The organism is Chromobacterium sp. LK1 (assembly GCF_001043555.1).
GTDB classification, from domain to species: domain Bacteria; phylum Pseudomonadota; class Gammaproteobacteria; order Burkholderiales; family Chromobacteriaceae; genus Chromobacterium; species Chromobacterium aquaticum.
Genome location: NZ_LDUI01000005.1, coordinates 81473 through 97159, shown reverse-complemented (window position 1 = coordinate 97159; position 15687 = coordinate 81473). Strand labels below are relative to the sequence as shown.

The window sequence follows — 15687 nt, the reverse complement described above, 5'->3', positions numbered from 1 at the left end:
AAATTTACGGCGTTTGCTCCGCGCCGGCCCGCGACGCTTGACGCCTACGTTCGGTTGGCTTATCCCGCCAATAGCCGGCCAAGAGCGAGCCGGAAATATTGTGCCAGACCGAGAACAGCGCGCCGGGCAAGGCCGCCAGCGGGCTGAAGTAGGCCTTGCCCAGCTGGGCGGCCAGGCCGGAGTTCTGCATGCCCACCTCGATCGCCAGCGTGCGGCATACCGATTCGTCGAAGCCCAGCAAGCGTCCTCCCCAATACCCGCCCAACAGGCCGATGGCGTTGTGCAGCATCACCGCCAGAATGGTCAGCCCGCCCACCGTGGCGATGTGGTTCTTGCTGCCGGCGACGATGGCGGCGATCAGCGCGACGATGGCCAGCATCGACAACAGCGGCAGCAGCGGCTCCAGCCGGCGGACCTGGGGCGCGAAGAAGCGATGGGCCAGCAGGCCCAGGCCTATCGGCAGGATGACGATCTGCAGAATGCTCAGCAGCATCGCCGCCACTTCCACCTTGATCGCCGCGTCCACGTACAGCCGGGTCAGCAGCGGCGTGGCCACCACGCCGACCAGCGTCGACAGCGAGGAAATGGTGACCGACAGCGCCACGTCGCCGCGCGATAGATAGATGATCACATTCGACGCGGTGCCGCTGGCGACGCTGCCCACCAGAATCATGCCGATGGCCAGCTGCGGCGGCATCTGGAACAGCCGCGCCAGCGCCCAGGCCGCCAGCGGCATCACCAGATAGTGCAGACCTAGTCCGGCCAAGACCGGCGCCGGCCGGCTCAGCACCCGCTTGAAATCGTCCAGCGTCAGCGTCAGCCCCATCGCGAACATGATTACCGCCAGCAGCAGCCCGGTATGCGGCAGCAGCGGGGTGAACGCCGCCGGCCGCTGGTAAGCGACGGCGGACAGCAGCAGAGCCCATAGCGGGAACAGGCGGGTGATTGTGGCGAGCACGGCGACTCCTGGCGGCGGACGATGCGCCCATCATAGGCGATGCGCCCCGGTGTCTGGCAAGTTCGCGCGCGCATGGCTGATCCAGCGTCAGCCGTCGGCTGCGCAATCGTCTTTTGCCAGCGACGGCGCGGCGCGGTTTAATCGGGTCTTCGATTCCATGGAGCGCGCGATGCAAGCGACGATTGCCGGCAAGACCGTGGCCGACTGGCAGGCCAGCCACCCCTTATTGACGCTCTTGATGGCCTTGCGGCCTTTGAGCTGGTTCAACCCCGCGCTGGCGCCGGCGGCGGAAGCGCTGGCCGACGTGGGCTTGAGCCGGGCCGATGTCGCGGACGCCGATGCGCGTTTGCGCCGTTTCGCGCCCTATCTGGCGCGGGTATTTCCGGATGCGGCCGCCAGCGGCGGCATCATCGAATCGCCGCTGCTGCCGCTGCCGGCGATGCGCGCGGCCTTATGGGCCGAGGCCGGGTTGGCGGACGGGGGCGGCCTGTGGCTGAAGGCGGATAATCTGTTGCCGATTTCCGGCTCCATCAAGGCGCGCGGCGGCATTTACGAGGTATTGAAGCACGCGGAAAGCTTGGCGCTGAGTCATGGCCTGCTGCGGGAGGGGGACGACTACGCCGGACTGGACAGCGCCGAGGCGCGGGCCTTCTTCGGCGGCTACCGGGTGGCGGTGGGCTCTACCGGCAATCTGGGGCTGTCCATAGGCATCATCAGCGCCAAGCTGGGCTTCCAGGCCAGCGTGCATATGTCGGCGGACGCGCGGCAGTGGAAGAAGGATTTGCTGCGCAGCCATGGGGTCGAGGTGGTCGAGTATCCGTCCGATTACAGCGTGGCGGTGGCCGAAGGCCGCAAACAGGCGGCGTCCGATCCGCGCTGTCATTTCGTCGACGACGAGAATTCGGTCAATCTATTCCTTGGTTACGCGGTGGCGGCGGAGCGTCTGCGCGGCCAGTTGGTGGAGCAGGGCGTTCGGGTGGACGCGGAACACCCGCTGCTGGTGTATCTGCCCTGCGGCGTCGGCGGCGGGCCGGGCGGGGTTGCTTTCGGCCTCAAGCTGGCTTTCGGCGACGCGGTGCACTGTCTGTTCGCCGAACCCACCCACGCGCCCTGCATGTTGTTGGGCGTTTACACCGGACTGCATGATGAGGTGGCGGTGCAGGATTTCGGCATCGACAATCTGACCGCCGCCGACGGCCTGGCGGTGGGCCGTCCATCCGGCTTCGTCGGCCGCGCGATGCAGCGGCTGATAGACGGCTATTACACGGTGGACGATGCCGAACTCTACCGCTTGCTGGCCATGCTGGAGCGCGAGCAGGGCTTGCGGCTGGAGCCGTCGGCGCTGGCCGGCATGCCGGGGCCGCTGCGGGTGTTGAGCGAGACCCAGGGTTACCGTCAGCGGCTGGGCTTGAGCCCGGAGCGGCTGGCGCGCGCCAGCCATCTGGTGTGGGGCACCGGCGGCGGCATGGTGCCGCCGGCGGAAATGGACGCCTATCTGGCGGAAGGCCGGCGGCGGCTGACGGAGTGAACGATGCTGGCGATATGCTGAATCTTCCCCCGCGCGCCGGTATCCGCCTGGACGGCGCGCAATGGTCCAATCTGCACACCTTCGCGGCGGCGGCGCGGCATCTGAGCTTCGCCCGCGCCGCGGCAGAGCTGTGTCTGAGCGCCAGCGCGGTCAGCCATCGCATCGCCCGGCTGGAACGGGCGCTGGGCACCCGCCTGTTCTTGCGGTTGACCCGCAGCCTGAGGCTGAGCGAGGACGGCGCACGCATCTATCAGGCCTGGCTGGCCGGTCAAGCTCAGCTGGAGGCCGCGCTGAATCCGCAGGAGGAAGCCGAGCCGGCCGGCGCGGTGGCCTTGTACGCGCGGCCCTCGCTGGCGCAATGCTGGCTGGCGCCGCGGCTGGCGGAATTCGCCGCGCGCCATCCGCGCATCGCGCTGGACATCCGCAGCGGCAACGAGATGGTGGATTTTCGCAGCTGGAATATCGACTTGGCGCTGTATTACTCGGCCGGCGAGTTTCCCGGCCTGGACGCGCAGCGCCTGATGGATGAGCAAGTGGCGCCGGTGTGCAGCCCGGAGTACGCGGACAGGCACGGCCTGCGCGACAATCCGGCGGCCTTGGCCGCATGCCTGCTCTTGCACGACGCCCAAGCTTGGGAACGGGCGGCTCACGATGCCGAATGGCGGGAGTGGACGCGGCGTCATGGCGTGGCGCTGCCGGCGCGCGGTATCAGCTTCGACCGCTCCGAGCTGTGCGCGCAGGCGGCCGCGCATCACGCCGGCGTGGCCTTGGGGCGGCGGCGGCTGGTGCAAGCGTTGTTGGATCGCGGCGAACTGATGCTGCCGCTGGGGCCGTTTCAACCGTTGGGGCCGCAAGCTTATTACCTGGTGCGCCCGCCGCAGGCGCCATCGCCGCGGGTGCGGGCGGTGATGGACTGGCTACGGGCTTGCGCGGCGGATTAGGCGGCCCGACTTCCTCTTTTCATTCCCGGCCTCTCGCGCGGGTTCCCGGCGGCATGCTAGTCTGCTCAAGTTCAATGTCATTAAGATTGCCGGAGGCGCTTGATGATCACCCTGTACCAGTTCGGCCCGGCCCTGGGCCTGATGGACCCCAGCCCCTTCGTGGTGAAGGCGGATTTGCTGTTGAAGCTGTCCGGCCTGCCTTACCGCCGCGAGCGCGGCGATATGCGCAAGGCGCCCAAGGGCAAGCTGCCCTGCATCGACGACGATGGCCAGATCGTGGCGGACTCCACGCTGATCCGCCTGCATCTGGCGGACAAGCACGGCCTCACGCTGGACGCCGGTCTCAGCGAGGCGCAGAAGGCGCTGGCCTGGAGCGTGGATTGCATGCTGGGCGATCATTTCTACTGGGGCATCGTGCATGAACGCTGGATGGTGGACGAACACTTCGCGCGCGGGCCCAGCGTGTTTTTCAAAGGCGTGCCGGCCTTGCTGCGCGGCTTGGTGACGACGCTGGTGCGGCGCAAGGTGCGCGCCAATCTATGGGGGCAGGGCATGGGCCGTTTCAGCGCGGCGGAGCGCCTGCGGCTGCTGGAGGCGGACGTGGCGGCGCTGTCGGCTCTGCTGGGCGACAAACCCTATTTCATGGGCGAGACCGCCACCTGGATAGACGCCAGCGTCTACGCCTTCGTCAGCGGCGCCTTGACCGATGCGATGGGGGAAACCCCGTCGCGGGCGCTGGTGGCGGCGCGGCCGAATCTGGCGGCCTACGCGGAAAGACTGAGGGCCGAGTTTTACAGTGGATAGGCCGGCTGGGTCCGCCGCGCCGCGGTACGACAAAAACAAAGGGGGAAAACATGAAGATGAGCAGACTGCTGCCCTTGGCGGCTTCATTGTGCGCGGCCGGCGCCTGGGCCGACGCCGCGCCGGATTATGGCCGCTACGGCATTGATTTGAACGGCATCGATCCGGCGGTGCGGGTGCAGGACAATCTGTCGCTGCACGCCAATGGCCGCTGGATCCAGAACACGGTGATTCCGGCCGAGCGCTCCTCGGCGGGCGTGGCGGAAACCTTGGTGGACCGCAATCTGGAACGGCTGCGCCAGTTGATCGAACAGGCCGGCCAGCGTACGGACGGCGGCGCGGAAGCGGGGCAGATCTCCGCGCTATACCGCAGCTTCATGGACGAGGACGCCATTGCCCGGCGCGGGCTGGAGCCGCTGCGCGAATCGCTGCGGGCGGTGGCCGGCCTGGGCTCGGCGGCGGAGGCGGTGCGCTATATGGGCCGCTTGCAGGATCAGCCGGTGGACACGCCGTTCCGCTTCTACGTGAGCCAGGATTCCAAGAATTCCGCCGCCTACCTGGCCGGTGTCGGCCAGTCCGGCCTGGCGATGGACCAGGATTACTACCTGGGCAAGTCCGCCGACTTCGCCGCCGCGCGCCAAGCTTATCAGGCCTATCTGACGCGCCTGTTCACGCTGGCGGAACTGGACCAGCCGCAAAGCCGCGCCCGCGACGTGCTGGCCTTCGAGACTCGGCTGGCGAAAATCCAGTGGACCAATGTCGAGAACCGCGACATCCAGAAAACCTATAACAAGCTGAGCCGGGCCGAACTGGCGCGCCGGCAGCCCGGCTACGATTGGCCGGCCTTGCTGAGCGATGCCGGCCTGGGCGCGGCCGAGCACCTGAACCTGGACCAGCCCAGCTATCTGCTCAAGCTGGCGCCGCTATTGCGGGCCACGCCGGCGGCCACGCTGCGTAATTATCTGCTGGCGCGCACGTTGGACGCCTATGCGCCCAGTCTGACGCCGGCCTTTGTCGACGCCCATTTCGATTTCTACGGCAAGACCCTGGAAGGCCGCAAACAGAACCGGCCACGCTGGAAACGCGGCGTGGGCATGGTGGAAAACGGCCTGGGCGAGGCGCTGGGCAAGCTCTATGTGGCGCGCTACTTCACGCCGGAGGCCAAGCGCCAGGCCGACGAACTGGTGCGCAATCTGCTGCAGGCCTACGACCAGTCCATCGACACTCTGGACTGGATGAGCGCCGCCACCAAGCGCCAGGCCCATATCAAGCTGTCCAAGTACACACTGAAGATAGGCTATCCGGACAAGTGGCGCGATTACGGCGGCCTGCAGCTGTCGGCGGACGACCTGGTCGGCAATGTGCGGCGCATCGCGAGCTTCAATTACCGCTATATGAGCGGCAAGCTGGGCCAGCCGGTGGATCGCAAGGAATGGAGCATGACGCCGCAGACGGTGAATGCCTATTACAACCCGGCGAATAACGAAATCGTGTTCCCGGCCGCCATTCTGCAAGCGCCGTATTTCGACCCCGGCTTTGATCCGGCGGTCAACTACGGCAGCATAGGCGCCACCATAGGCCACGAAATCAGCCATGGCTTCGACGATCAGGGCAGCCAGTTCGACGGCGACGGCAATATGCGCAACTGGTGGACCGCCAGCGACAAGGCGCGCTTCAAGGCGGCCACGCGCAAGCTGGTCAAGCAGTACGGCCGCTACCAGCCGGTGCCCGGCCATCATGTCAACGGCGAGCTGACCCTGGGCGAGAACATCGCCGACAACGCCGGCCTAGAAGTGGCGTACAAGGCCTATCATCTGGCGCTGGGCGGCAAGGACGCGCCGGCGCTGGACGGCATGAGCGGCGATCAGCGCTTCTTCATCGCCTTCGCCCAATCCTGGCGCAGCAAGAGCCGCGATGAAGCCACGCTCAAGCAGCTGGTGTCGGACCCGCACACCCCGGACCTGTGGCGGCCCATCGGCACCGCCAGCAATATGGAGCCCTTCTATCAGGCCTTCGGCGTCAAGCCGGGCGACAAGATGTATCTATCGCCCAAGCAGCGTTTTCATCTGTGGTGGTGAGCCGCCCGCGGAGCGTGAAGCGTTGCTCAGACTGAGCGTTTGAGCCGGCCGGGCGTGAGCCCGGCGTGGCGGCGGAACATGGCGATGAAGGCGCTGTCCTGCGCATAGCCCAATTCCGCCGCCACCCGGCTGACACTTTCCCCCTCGGCCAGCAGCCGGCTGGCCTCCATCATTTTCAATTGCCGCCGCCAGGCGCTGAAGCTGAGTCCGGTCTGTTGCTGGAACAGCCGATTGACGGTGCGCGCGCTGGCGCCGGCCTGGGCGGCCAACTGCTCCAGCGTGGCCTCGTCGCCGGGCTGTTGCAATAGCTGCTCGGCAATGCGCAGTAGCCGCCTATCCTGCGGCAAGGGCAGGCTCAGCGCCTGCTCCGGCGCGCGGCCGGCCTCGTCCAGCAGCACCTCCACCAGCCGCTGCCGCGCCGGCTCCAGTGGCGTCAGCGGCCATTCCGCCACCCGCACGATCAACTCGCGCAGCAGCGGGCCGACGGCGATGACCTGCGGCCGTTGCGGCAGCGCGGGGTAGACCACGGGGTCGAAATACAAGCTGCGATAGGCGAAAGGCTTGCCGGTTTCGGCCTGGTGCCACAGCCCGGAGGGAATCCAGGCCGCCATCGTCGGCGGCAGCACGCAGCGGGTGTGGCCGATGCGGATCTGCAGCACGCCGCTGACCGCGTACATCAGTTGCGCGCGCCGGTGACGGTGCAGGCCGGAGTCATGCGGTGCCGGCGCGTCTATGGCCATGCCGACGATGGGGTCGGCGAGCTGGTCCGGGTCCGGCGCCGTGGCGGGCAGGTAGCGCGGCATCTTGTCCGATTTTCAATGTTTTGTGGCTATCCATCGATAATAGGCGTGCCTTCATCCTCCTACAATCCCTGTTCGTTGTTTTTAGGAGGACAAAATGAAAACCGCGATCCGGGCGGCGCCGCTGGCGCTGCTGATTTTATTGCTGGGTTTTCCGCAATTGAGTGAAACCATTTACGCGCCGGCCTTGACCGAGATCGCCCTGGCTTACCGCGTCAGCGCCGGCCAGGCGCAGTTGACGATGAGCGTGTATTTCCTGGCCTTCGCCTTCGGGGTGGTGTGCTGGGGACGTTGTGCAGATCTATACGGACGGCGGCCGGCCTTGCTGGCGGCCTTGCTGTGTTACGGCGCCGGGGCGGGCTTGGCCTGGCTGAGCCGCGATTTCACCGTGCTGCTGCTGGCCAGGCTATTGCTGGCCTTCGGCGCCAGCGCCGGCTCGGTGGTGGTGCAAACCATGCTGCGCGACCGTTACCAGGGACCGGCGCTGCTGGCGGTGTTCGCCACGGTCAGCGCGGTGCTGTCCTTGTCGCCGGCGCTGGGCCCGCTGCTGGGCGCTTTGCTGGTGGCCGGTTTCGGCCATCTGGGCGTGTTCGCCGCATTGGGCGCGCTGGCCTTGCTGCTGCTGACGCTGTCGTGGCGTTTTGTCGGCGAGACCCGGCCAGTGAACCTGCCGCCGCCGGCCGCCTTGGGCGCGGTGGCGGCCAGCATGGCGCGAGATCCGCGGGTGCTGGCCACGGTATGGCTGGTGGCTGGCTTCAATCTGCTGTTGTTCGGCTTTTACACGCTGGCGCCGTTCACGCTGCAATTGCTGGGCATGCCGGCCTGGTTGTTCGGCGTCAGCGGCTTGTTGGTGGCCGTCGGCGGTTTGTTCGGCGGCGCGGTCAACCGCCGGCTGGCGGCGCGCGGCGGCGCCGAGCGCTTGCCACGGCTGGCCTTGATTGCCGCCGGCGCGGCGGCCCTGGTCCAGATGTTCAGCGCCTGGCCGGGTTTGTGGCCGGCGCTGGCGGCCGGCGTGCTGCTGGCCAGCCAGTTGGCGATTTCCGCGGCCTTCGGCTGCGCGATTCCGCCGCTGCTGGCCGGGGCTTTGCGGGATTACCGCCAGGTGCAGGGCACGGCCGGCGCGGTGTTGGGCTTGATGTACTACCTGCTGATCGCCGGCGGCCTGGGCTTGCTTGGCGCGGCGTATCAGCCGCATGCCTGGTACCAGCCCTTGGCGATGGTGTTGCTGTGCGCGGCGATGTGGCCGGCGGCGCGGCGATTGAATCGGTAGGGAGTTGAATATCCTGTCTGCTTCATGGCATTGTGTTAAAAATATCAAACAGAAATGGAGGGTAGAGCGATGAAGCAGGCCAGCGATATCATTGTGTTCCAGCGCCACGATGTGGCGGTGGAATCTTTTGTGGCGGCCGAGGATCGCCGCGTCGCCGGCGAATGCCGGCAAACTGTGGCCAACCACTATTCCGATCCCAGCGGTCAGTTCCACGCCGGCATCTGGAGCGGCGGGCAGGGCTGCTGGAAAGTGCGTTATAGCGAGCATGAGTTCTGCACGCTGCTGCAGGGCCGGGTGCGCGTCAGCGACGAGGCCGGGAACAGCGTGGAGTTGCAGCAGGGCGATCACTTCGTGATCCCTGCCGGCTTCGTCGGCACCTGGCAGGTGCTGGAGCCCGCGTGCAAGACTTACGCGGTGTTCGAAGCGAGCCGCGCCGAATGAGCCGCAACAAAGAACAGCCCCGCAATGCGGGGCTGTTTTTCGTGGCGCAGTGCTGGTTTAAAAGGTAAAACCGGCGCCGATATACATGCCGTCCGCCAGGCGGCGGTTGCGGTCGCTATTCTTGCGCTCGATATCGAAATAACGGTAGCCGGCTTCCACGGTGAACGGGCCGATCGGGTTCCAGCGCACGCCGGCGGCGAGGTCGCTGACATTCTTGACGCTGCCGCTGGCCATGCTGTCGCCGCCGTAATAGGCCTGGCCGTAGAGGCTGACCTTGGGCGCCAGCTGGATATTGGCGCGGCCGCCGAGCAGGGCGGCGGTGCCGGAGCCGCTGCTGGGGTTGAGCCCCATCAGCTTGCCGCCGGCGGCCAGGGTAACCGGGCCCAGCGGAAACGCAAACTCCAGGCCGGCGCCGCCGGCATTGCCGTTGTGGTCGCTGTTCAGGTAATCGATGGACAGGCCCAGGCCGGCGCCTTGCGGAGTGCGGCTGAACTGCTGGAAATCCTTGCCGGCGATGAAGTTGTAATCGGCGGCGTGGGCGGTGGCGGTCAGCGCGAGCAGCGCTGCGGCGCTGAAGGACAGGATTTTCATAGGGTCACTTCTCTTGGGTGAGTTCGACAATAAGGGAAGTGACCGCTATTTAAATAACAAGTTCTGCGCGCAAGCAAATATTCGCAGGTGAATTATTCACTGGCCAGCAGATTTTCCAGCTCCAGCAGCCGGGTCTTGAGGGCGGCCACTTCCGCTTCCAGCGCGGCGACGCGGCCGGCAATGCCCACCTCGATCACCCCGCAACCATTGTCGATGGCACTGGGCAACAGCTGCGGCTCGCCGCTGAGCAAATGGGCCCAGCGCGCTTCGCGCTCGCCGGGCTGGCGTTCCAGTTTCAGCACCAGCGGCGGGTATTTGTCAGCCAGCGCATTGAGCGCGGTTTCCACTTCCTCCACGCCGCTGAAGCCGTAGATGCGGCCGGAGCGGGTGCGGATTTCCGCCGCGGTCTGCGGCCCGCGCAACATCAATAGCGCCAGCGCCGCCAGCCGCGCGCCTTCTATATTCCATTCATAATTGAGCCTGTGCTCGTACTTGGCCACCCGGCTGCCGGCCGGCAGCCGCTCGGCCACCAGTTTCCTGGCGATCAGGCTGTCCAGCGCCGCGCTGAGGTCGGCTTCGGACAACTGCATCACCGGTTCGCGGCTGGTCAGTTGATTGCAGGCCGAGGCCAGACCGTTCAGGGTCATCGGATAGGCGTCCGGGGTCAGCGCCTGTTTTTCCACCAGGGCGCCCAGCGCGCGCACTTCGCGCGCTTCCAGTTGATGTGTATCCATCATGTCTCCGCTAGAGGCTGCCGGCGCCTGGAGCGACGGCGGGCCGGATTGGCATGTAGCGATTCTAGCGCGGTTGGCGCCATGACCGCACGGTGAGATCATGGCCACGGCTTGACAGCGGGCGGAGCGCTTGCCAGTCTGTGCGGTTTTTGGCTTTGCGTGGGAGGGAGCGATGACGCGAGTGGATGTATTGCTGGTGGAACTGGGGCTGGCGGCGTCGCGCACGGCGGCGCAGAATCTGATCGCCGCCGGACGGGTCCGTTGCGATGGCGCGCCGGTGAGCAAGCCCAGCCAGAAGTGCGCGCCGGACAGCCGTTTCGACATCACCGCCGACCCGGCCGACCGCTTCGTGTCGCGCGGTGGCTTGAAGATGCTGGGCGCGCTGGAGGTTTCCGGTTTCAACCCGCGCGGCGCGCTGGCGCTGGATGTGGGTCAGTCCACCGGTGGTTTCAGCGATTGCTTGTTGCAGCAGGGCGCGCAGCGGGTGGTGGGCGTGGATGTCGGCCACGATCAATTGCATGCGCGGCTGCGCGCCGATGAGCGGATACGCTATTTCGAAGGGGTGAACGCCAGGGCGCTGGACCATGCCGCCTTGCTGGCGGCCAACGACGGCCTGCCCTTCGATCTGATGGTGTGCGATGTGTCCTTCATCTCGCTGACCCTGGTACTGCCATCGGCCTTGCCGCTGATCCGCCCGGGCGGGCATTTGCTCAGCCTGGTGAAGCCGCAGTTCGAAGTGGGCCGCGAGGGCTTGGCCAAGGGCGGCATCGTCCGTGACGAGAGCTTGTACCCGCGGGTGCAGGACAAGATTCGCCAAGCGGTGGGGGAACAGGGCTTCGAAGTGCTGAAGTGGTTTGACAGCCCGATCACCGGCGGCGACGGCAACCGCGAATTTTTCGTCTACGCGCTCAAGCGCTGATACCTGCCGGCGCGGGGCGATGCCGGATGACAAGGGCATCGCCAAACCCGCGCGCGGCGTCTATCATTCGACTTGGCCGAATTCGCTCTGCTCGCTGCGCAACACCATCACCGGACAGTTGGCGCGGCGCAGCAGGTTCTGGGCGAAGCTGCCCAGCAGCAGATGCGCGATGCCGCTGCGGCCATGGGTGCCGAGCACGATCAAGCCGGCCTGGTGGCTGTCAGCGTAGCGCACCAGCAGTTCCGCCATATCGGTGCCGCCGTCCCAGCTTTCCGCCATGTGAATCTGCACTTGGGCGACGCCGGCTTCGACCGCCTGCTTGCGCGCCTGCTCCAGCACGCGGTTGCCGTCGCGGAAGGCCTGGTCGTGCAGCTCATGGGTGCCGAGCAGGCCGACGCCTTCCACCGCCAGGTCGCGCAGGCTGGCGATATGGAACAGGGTCAGGCTGGCTTTGCAGAACTTGGCGACGCGGATGGCTTCTTGTAGCGCCTTATCGGAATTGCTGCTGCCGTCCAGCGCGGCGATGATGTGTTGGTACATGTCCTTATGTCCTTTGTGGCAGTGAGACGATGGGGCTTGGCGCCGCTAACAAAACCTCAGGCAAGGCGCTCCGACGCAGGCAGCACTCGAGTGCGGCAAGCCGGCGCAACGCAGCATCAGGGCTTGGTTAGCCGCTCTTATTGGGACAGCATATCGCGGCCGGCGATATAGGCCAAGTTTGCCTGGTTGGGGTTTGATTTGAAGCAAGCCGCGGTCCCGGCCGCGCCGCCGCTTGGCGCGCCGCCGTTGACGATGGGGCGGGACGGCGTTTTACAATTCGATTATCTGATTAAAGGTTTGATGGGAATGGCGGTATTTCTATTGATCATCGGCGGCTGTCTGCTGGCTTTGCTGGCCTGGGTGCTGTATTCGCGCCGCGGACCGCGTCCGGAAAAACGCGCGCGCGCCGAGGACAAGGTGTATGCGCTGAACACCCAGATCCGCAGCGTGGAGCCGCCCGAGCACACCACCGGGGTGGCGTTCGGCGTCTTGCTGAAAGCCGCGCGCGGCGACCGCGCCGCGGTGGAGAAGTGGATCGTGGCGGAACAATACCGCGGTAGCGTGCCGGTCAGCCGCGAAGAGGCGATCGAGTTGCTGGCGCGGCGGCTGCTGCTGAGCCGCAACTGAGGCGCTTGGCGCGAGACAATCAAACAGGCCCGCGTCAGCGGGCCTGTTGGCATTGGTCAACGGGTTTTCAGGCCAGCAGGCCCAGGTATTGACGCTCCCACGGCGTAATCTGGCTGTGGTAGTGAGTCAGCTCCACCTCCTTCACCGCCAGATAGGCGGCGCTGAATTCGGCGCCGAACAACTGCTTGGCGGCATCGCCCGCGGCCATCGCCTCGCAGGCGGCATCCAGCGTGCTGGGCAGGCTGGCGCGCTCGCTCTTGAACACATTGCCGATGGCCGGCTCGCTGGGCCGCAGCCGGCCTTCCATGCCCAGCAGGCCGGCGCCCAGGCTGGCGGCCAGCGACAGATAGGGATTGGCGTCGCAGCCGGGCAGCCGGTTTTCCACGCGGCGCCCTTCCGGACCGGACACCGGCACCCGCAGGCCCACCGAACGGTTATCCAGACCCCAGCTCAGATTGACCGGCGCGGCCATGCCCTTGACGAAGCGGCGGTAGGAATTGGGGCTGGGGCAGAATAGCGGCATCAGTTCCGGCAGATAGCGCTGCAGGCCGGCGATGAAGCCGTGAAACTCTTCGGATGCCTCGCCGTCGGCGCGGCTGAACACATTGTCGCCGTGCGAGTCCACCACGCTCTGGTGCAAATGCATCGAGCTGCCTGGCTGACCCGGCAGCGGCTTGGCCATGCACACCACGCTGAGGCCGTGGCGGTTGCCTATTTCCTTGAGCGCGGTCTTGAACAGAAAGGTCTGGTCGGCCAGCGCCAGCGCATCGCCGTGCTTGAGGTTGATCTCGAACTGGCTGGGGCCCATCTCGTGGACAAAGGTATCGGTGGCGATGCCCAGCATTTCGCAGGCGCGGTACAGGTCGTCGAAATAGGCTTCCAGATCGTTGAGCGAGGAAAAGCTGAAGGAGTCGAAGCCGGCCTCGCGGCGGCCGCTGCGCAGCGTCGGCGGCTGAAATGGCTGTTGTGGATCGCCGTGGGCGGCGAAGATGTAGAACTCCAGCTCCGGCGCCACCACCGGCGTCCAGCCGCGCGCGGCGTAGCGCGCCAGCACCGCTTTGAGGGCCGAGCGCGGCGCCAGCGGCGCCAGGCTGCCGTCGTGGTCCACGCAATCGCAGATCACGCTGGCGCGCGGCGTGGTGGCCCACGGCACCTGGCGCAGGGTGGCGAAGTCGGGGACCAGGGTCACGTCCGGATCGTGCTCGCCGTAGTAGCGGTAGTCCGGGAATTCTCCAACGCAGCTTTGGATGGGCACCGCGCGCGCGATGCGCAGCGGCTGCCCCTTGATGAAGGCCTTGGCCGGCAGGGTCTTGCCGCGGGCAAAACCGTGCACGTCGGCGAACGCCAGTTCTACGTCACGAACATTCTGCTGGATCAGCCATTCGGCGAGTTCCGCCGGGATGGTGGCCTGGGACATGAGTCTCTCCCGATGCGCTTGCGCATTATTGTTTGCATGTTTGGGTCTGTCTGTCCGTGGCTTTGTTTTATTTTTTGGAGCGTTTGCTCTGCGGCCATTATGCCATCAGGGAGGGGCGGGAGAGCAAGCCCGGCGTTCGAGAGGCTCCACGGTCGTGTGCGCAGTCGGTTTTCCCCGCCGCAACGCCTAGTCGCGCCCAAGCGCGCGAGATCGTAAACACGCTCTTGGCGCAGCAAAAAGCCCCGGCGGACCGGGGCTTTGGGTTGCGAGGCGGGAGAACGTTTATAGGCGGAAACGGCCCACGGTCTGCTGCAAGGTATCGGCCTGCTGGTCGATGGCGCGCACCGCTTGCACCGCGTTGCTGACCGAGTTCTGGGTTTCTTCCACCACGCCGGCCACTTGCTCGACGTTGCCGGCGATATTGGTGCCGGCCTGGCTCTGCTCGCCCATCGCCACCACCACATTGTGCACATGTTCCAGCGCCTGGCTGGCCTGTTTGCTGATGGCGTCCAGCGTCTGGGCCGCCTGCTGCACCTGTTCGACGCCGCCTTCCACCGCCGGGCGGATGTCGTCCATCTGGCTGGACACGCTGCCGGTTTCGCTGACCACCGCCTGCACGATGGTGGAAATCTCATCGGTGGCGGTGGCGGTGCGTTCCGCCAGCTTGCGCACTTCGTCGGCCACCACCGCGAAGCCGCGGCCCATCTCGCCGGCGCGCGCCGCCTCGATCGCCGCGTTCAGCGCCAGCAGATTGGTCTGATTGGCGATGTCGCGTATGGTTTCGGCGATGCCGCTGATATTGCGCGTGCGTTCGGCCAGCTTGCCCACCATATCGCTGGCGTTATGCACCTGGCCTGCGATATTGCGGATGCCGTCGGCCGCCTGAGCGGCCAGCGCCTCGCCCTGGCGCGCCAGCTCCACGGTGTCGCGTGAGCCGGATTCGGTGTCGCGGGCGCTGGCAGTGACGTGATCGATGCTCACCGACAGCTGCTCGATGGCGGCGGCGGCGGAACTGGTGGAAGAGCTGGCCACGCCGGACACGTCGTGAACCTTGTCCATATCGCTGGAAAGCTGACGGCTGGCCTGGTTGATGTTGGAGGCGGCCAGGCGGATTTCCTCTATCATCTGGCGCAGCTTCAACTGCATCTCGCGCATCGCCGCCAGCAGGCTGTGCGGCGGGCCCTGCACCGCGATGTCGGTGCCCAGGTCGCCGTCGGCGATGGCCTTGACCACTTGTGCCGCGTAATTGGGATCGCCGCCCAGCGATTGCATGATGCTGCGCGACACCAGGAAGATCAGCGCCGCCAGCGTGATCATGCCGATGACGGCGATGATCAGCAGCGTGCGCGCCTGGCTCCAGAATAGCTGGTCGATGTCATCGATGAAGATGCCGGTGCCCACCATCCAGCCCCAGGGCTCGAAGCGCACCACGCCGTTGAGCTTGGGAAACTCTTCCTTGCTGCCCTTGCGCGAGGTCTGGATCGTCACCAGGCCGTAATGGTCCTTCTGCAGAGCTTCTTCATACACCGCCACCGTGGTGCGGCCGTCCGGCAGCGTGCTGCCCATGTCCACCTTGCCCACCCGGTCCTTGCTTGGGTGGAACATAACCACGTTCTGCGGATTGCGGCCGAAGAAATAGATATCGTCCACCTTGAGCGCATTGAGAGCGGCGATGGCCTGTTTCTGGGCCTCCGCGCGCGGCAGCCCTTTTTCCTCCAGTTTCTGGAAGTGGCTCATGGTGCCTTCGGCCATGCGTAGCAGGTGGGTGATTTGCTCGCGCTTTTCCTGGCCCAGGGTGGCGCGGGTGGACAGCAGCGCCACGGTCGCGATGCTGAGCAAGGCCAGCAGGCTGGCCGCCATGATGATGAACAGTCTGGTATTGACCCGCATGATGTTCGCTTTTCGAAGGTGGATGTGTAATTTTGGGCTATAGGCCCTGCTTTTGCCGGCGGCAAATTGCTTTTGCCGGCGGCAAATAGAGGACCGGCATTATCGCCTGTTCTAGTATGGTTTTATGACATTACAAGCAACAAGATCAAGGG

The 15687-nt window shown here is 66.0% G+C and carries 15 protein-coding genes; 8 read left to right on the top strand and 7 right to left on the bottom strand.

What is annotated here, in order from left to right; genetic code table 11:
- Positions 1-4: 4 nt before the first annotated feature.
- Complete coding sequence (locus VI26_RS03420) at positions 5-958, bottom strand: bile acid:sodium symporter family protein (protein WP_048408344.1); 954 nt, start codon at positions 956-958, stop codon at positions 5-7.
- 169 nt (positions 959-1127) lie between these two features.
- On the opposite strand from VI26_RS03420, the gene dsdA reads away from it, so the two are divergent.
- The 4 genes from dsdA (at position 1128) to VI26_RS03400 (ending at position 6306) form a co-directional block, all read left to right on the top strand.
- Positions 1128-2486 carry a D-serine ammonia-lyase gene (gene dsdA / locus VI26_RS03415; protein ID WP_048408431.1) on the top strand — a complete coding sequence of 453 codons (1359 nt, stop codon included), beginning with the start codon at positions 1128-1130 and terminating at the stop codon, positions 2484-2486.
- A gap of 14 nt (positions 2487-2500) precedes the next feature.
- Positions 2501-3427, top strand: a complete 927-nt coding sequence (gene dsdC, locus VI26_RS03410; protein ID WP_048408343.1) for a DNA-binding transcriptional regulator DsdC — start codon at positions 2501-2503, stop codon at positions 3425-3427.
- Between the two features lie 102 nt (positions 3428-3529).
- Positions 3530-4231: a glutathione S-transferase family protein gene (locus VI26_RS03405; protein ID WP_048408342.1), complete on the top strand. Its 702-nt coding sequence runs from the start codon at positions 3530-3532 to the stop codon at positions 4229-4231.
- Positions 4232-4281: 50 nt separating this feature from the next.
- Positions 4282-6306 carry a M13 family metallopeptidase gene (locus VI26_RS03400; RefSeq protein WP_053074205.1) on the top strand — a complete coding sequence of 675 codons (2025 nt, stop codon included), beginning with the start codon at positions 4282-4284 and terminating at the stop codon, positions 6304-6306.
- A gap of 26 nt (positions 6307-6332) precedes the next feature.
- Here the strand turns inward: VI26_RS03400 and VI26_RS03395 are convergent, their stop codons facing one another.
- Positions 6333-7109 (bottom strand): helix-turn-helix domain-containing protein, encoded by a 777-nt coding sequence (locus tag VI26_RS03395; RefSeq protein WP_048408341.1) that lies wholly within the window; start codon positions 7107-7109, stop codon positions 6333-6335.
- A 94-nt stretch (positions 7110-7203) separates the two neighbouring features.
- On the opposite strand from VI26_RS03395, the gene VI26_RS03390 reads away from it, so the two are divergent.
- Entirely contained in the window at positions 7204-8376 is a 1173-nt protein-coding gene (locus tag VI26_RS03390; RefSeq protein WP_048408340.1) for an MFS transporter, read from the top strand.
- A gap of 69 nt (positions 8377-8445) precedes the next feature.
- Entirely contained in the window at positions 8446-8817 is a 372-nt protein-coding gene (locus tag VI26_RS03385) for a cupin domain-containing protein (RefSeq protein WP_048408339.1), read from the top strand.
- Positions 8818-8874: 57 nt separating this feature from the next.
- On the opposite strand, the gene VI26_RS03380 is transcribed toward VI26_RS03385, so the two are convergent.
- Together VI26_RS03380 and VI26_RS03375 are read right to left on the bottom strand one after the other, a co-directional pair.
- Entirely contained in the window at positions 8875-9408 is a 534-nt protein-coding gene (locus VI26_RS03380) for a YfaZ family outer membrane protein (protein WP_048408338.1), read from the bottom strand.
- A 92-nt stretch (positions 9409-9500) separates the two neighbouring features.
- Positions 9501-10142 carry a YceH family protein gene (locus VI26_RS03375; protein WP_048408337.1) on the bottom strand — a complete coding sequence of 214 codons (642 nt, stop codon included), beginning with the start codon at positions 10140-10142 and terminating at the stop codon, positions 9501-9503.
- Between the two features lie 172 nt (positions 10143-10314).
- Here VI26_RS03375 and VI26_RS03370 point away from each other — a divergent pair, with 172 nt between their 5' ends.
- On the top strand, positions 10315-11061 hold the full coding sequence (locus tag VI26_RS03370; RefSeq protein WP_048408336.1) for a TlyA family RNA methyltransferase: 747 nt from the start codon (positions 10315-10317) through the stop codon (positions 11059-11061).
- 63 nt (positions 11062-11124) lie between these two features.
- Here the strand turns inward: VI26_RS03370 and VI26_RS03365 are convergent, their stop codons facing one another.
- Complete coding sequence (locus tag VI26_RS03365) at positions 11125-11601, bottom strand: universal stress protein (RefSeq protein ID WP_048408335.1); 477 nt, start codon at positions 11599-11601, stop codon at positions 11125-11127.
- A 306-nt stretch (positions 11602-11907) separates the two neighbouring features.
- Between VI26_RS03365 and VI26_RS03360 the strand changes: the two genes are divergently transcribed.
- On the top strand, positions 11908-12228 hold the full coding sequence (locus VI26_RS03360) for a hypothetical protein (protein WP_048408429.1): 321 nt from the start codon (positions 11908-11910) through the stop codon (positions 12226-12228).
- 67 nt (positions 12229-12295) lie between these two features.
- Here the strand turns inward: VI26_RS03360 and VI26_RS03355 are convergent, their stop codons facing one another.
- The gene (locus VI26_RS03355) at positions 12296-13645 is read right to left on the bottom strand and encodes a glutamine synthetase family protein (RefSeq protein WP_048408334.1); all 1350 of its coding nucleotides are present in this window, start codon (positions 13643-13645) and stop codon (positions 12296-12298) included.
- Between the two features lie 282 nt (positions 13646-13927).
- A complete protein-coding gene (locus tag VI26_RS03350; protein ID WP_048408333.1) occupies positions 13928-15535 on the bottom strand; it encodes a methyl-accepting chemotaxis protein in 1608 nt (535 codons plus the stop codon).
- Between the last annotated feature and the right edge of the window lie 152 nt (positions 15536-15687).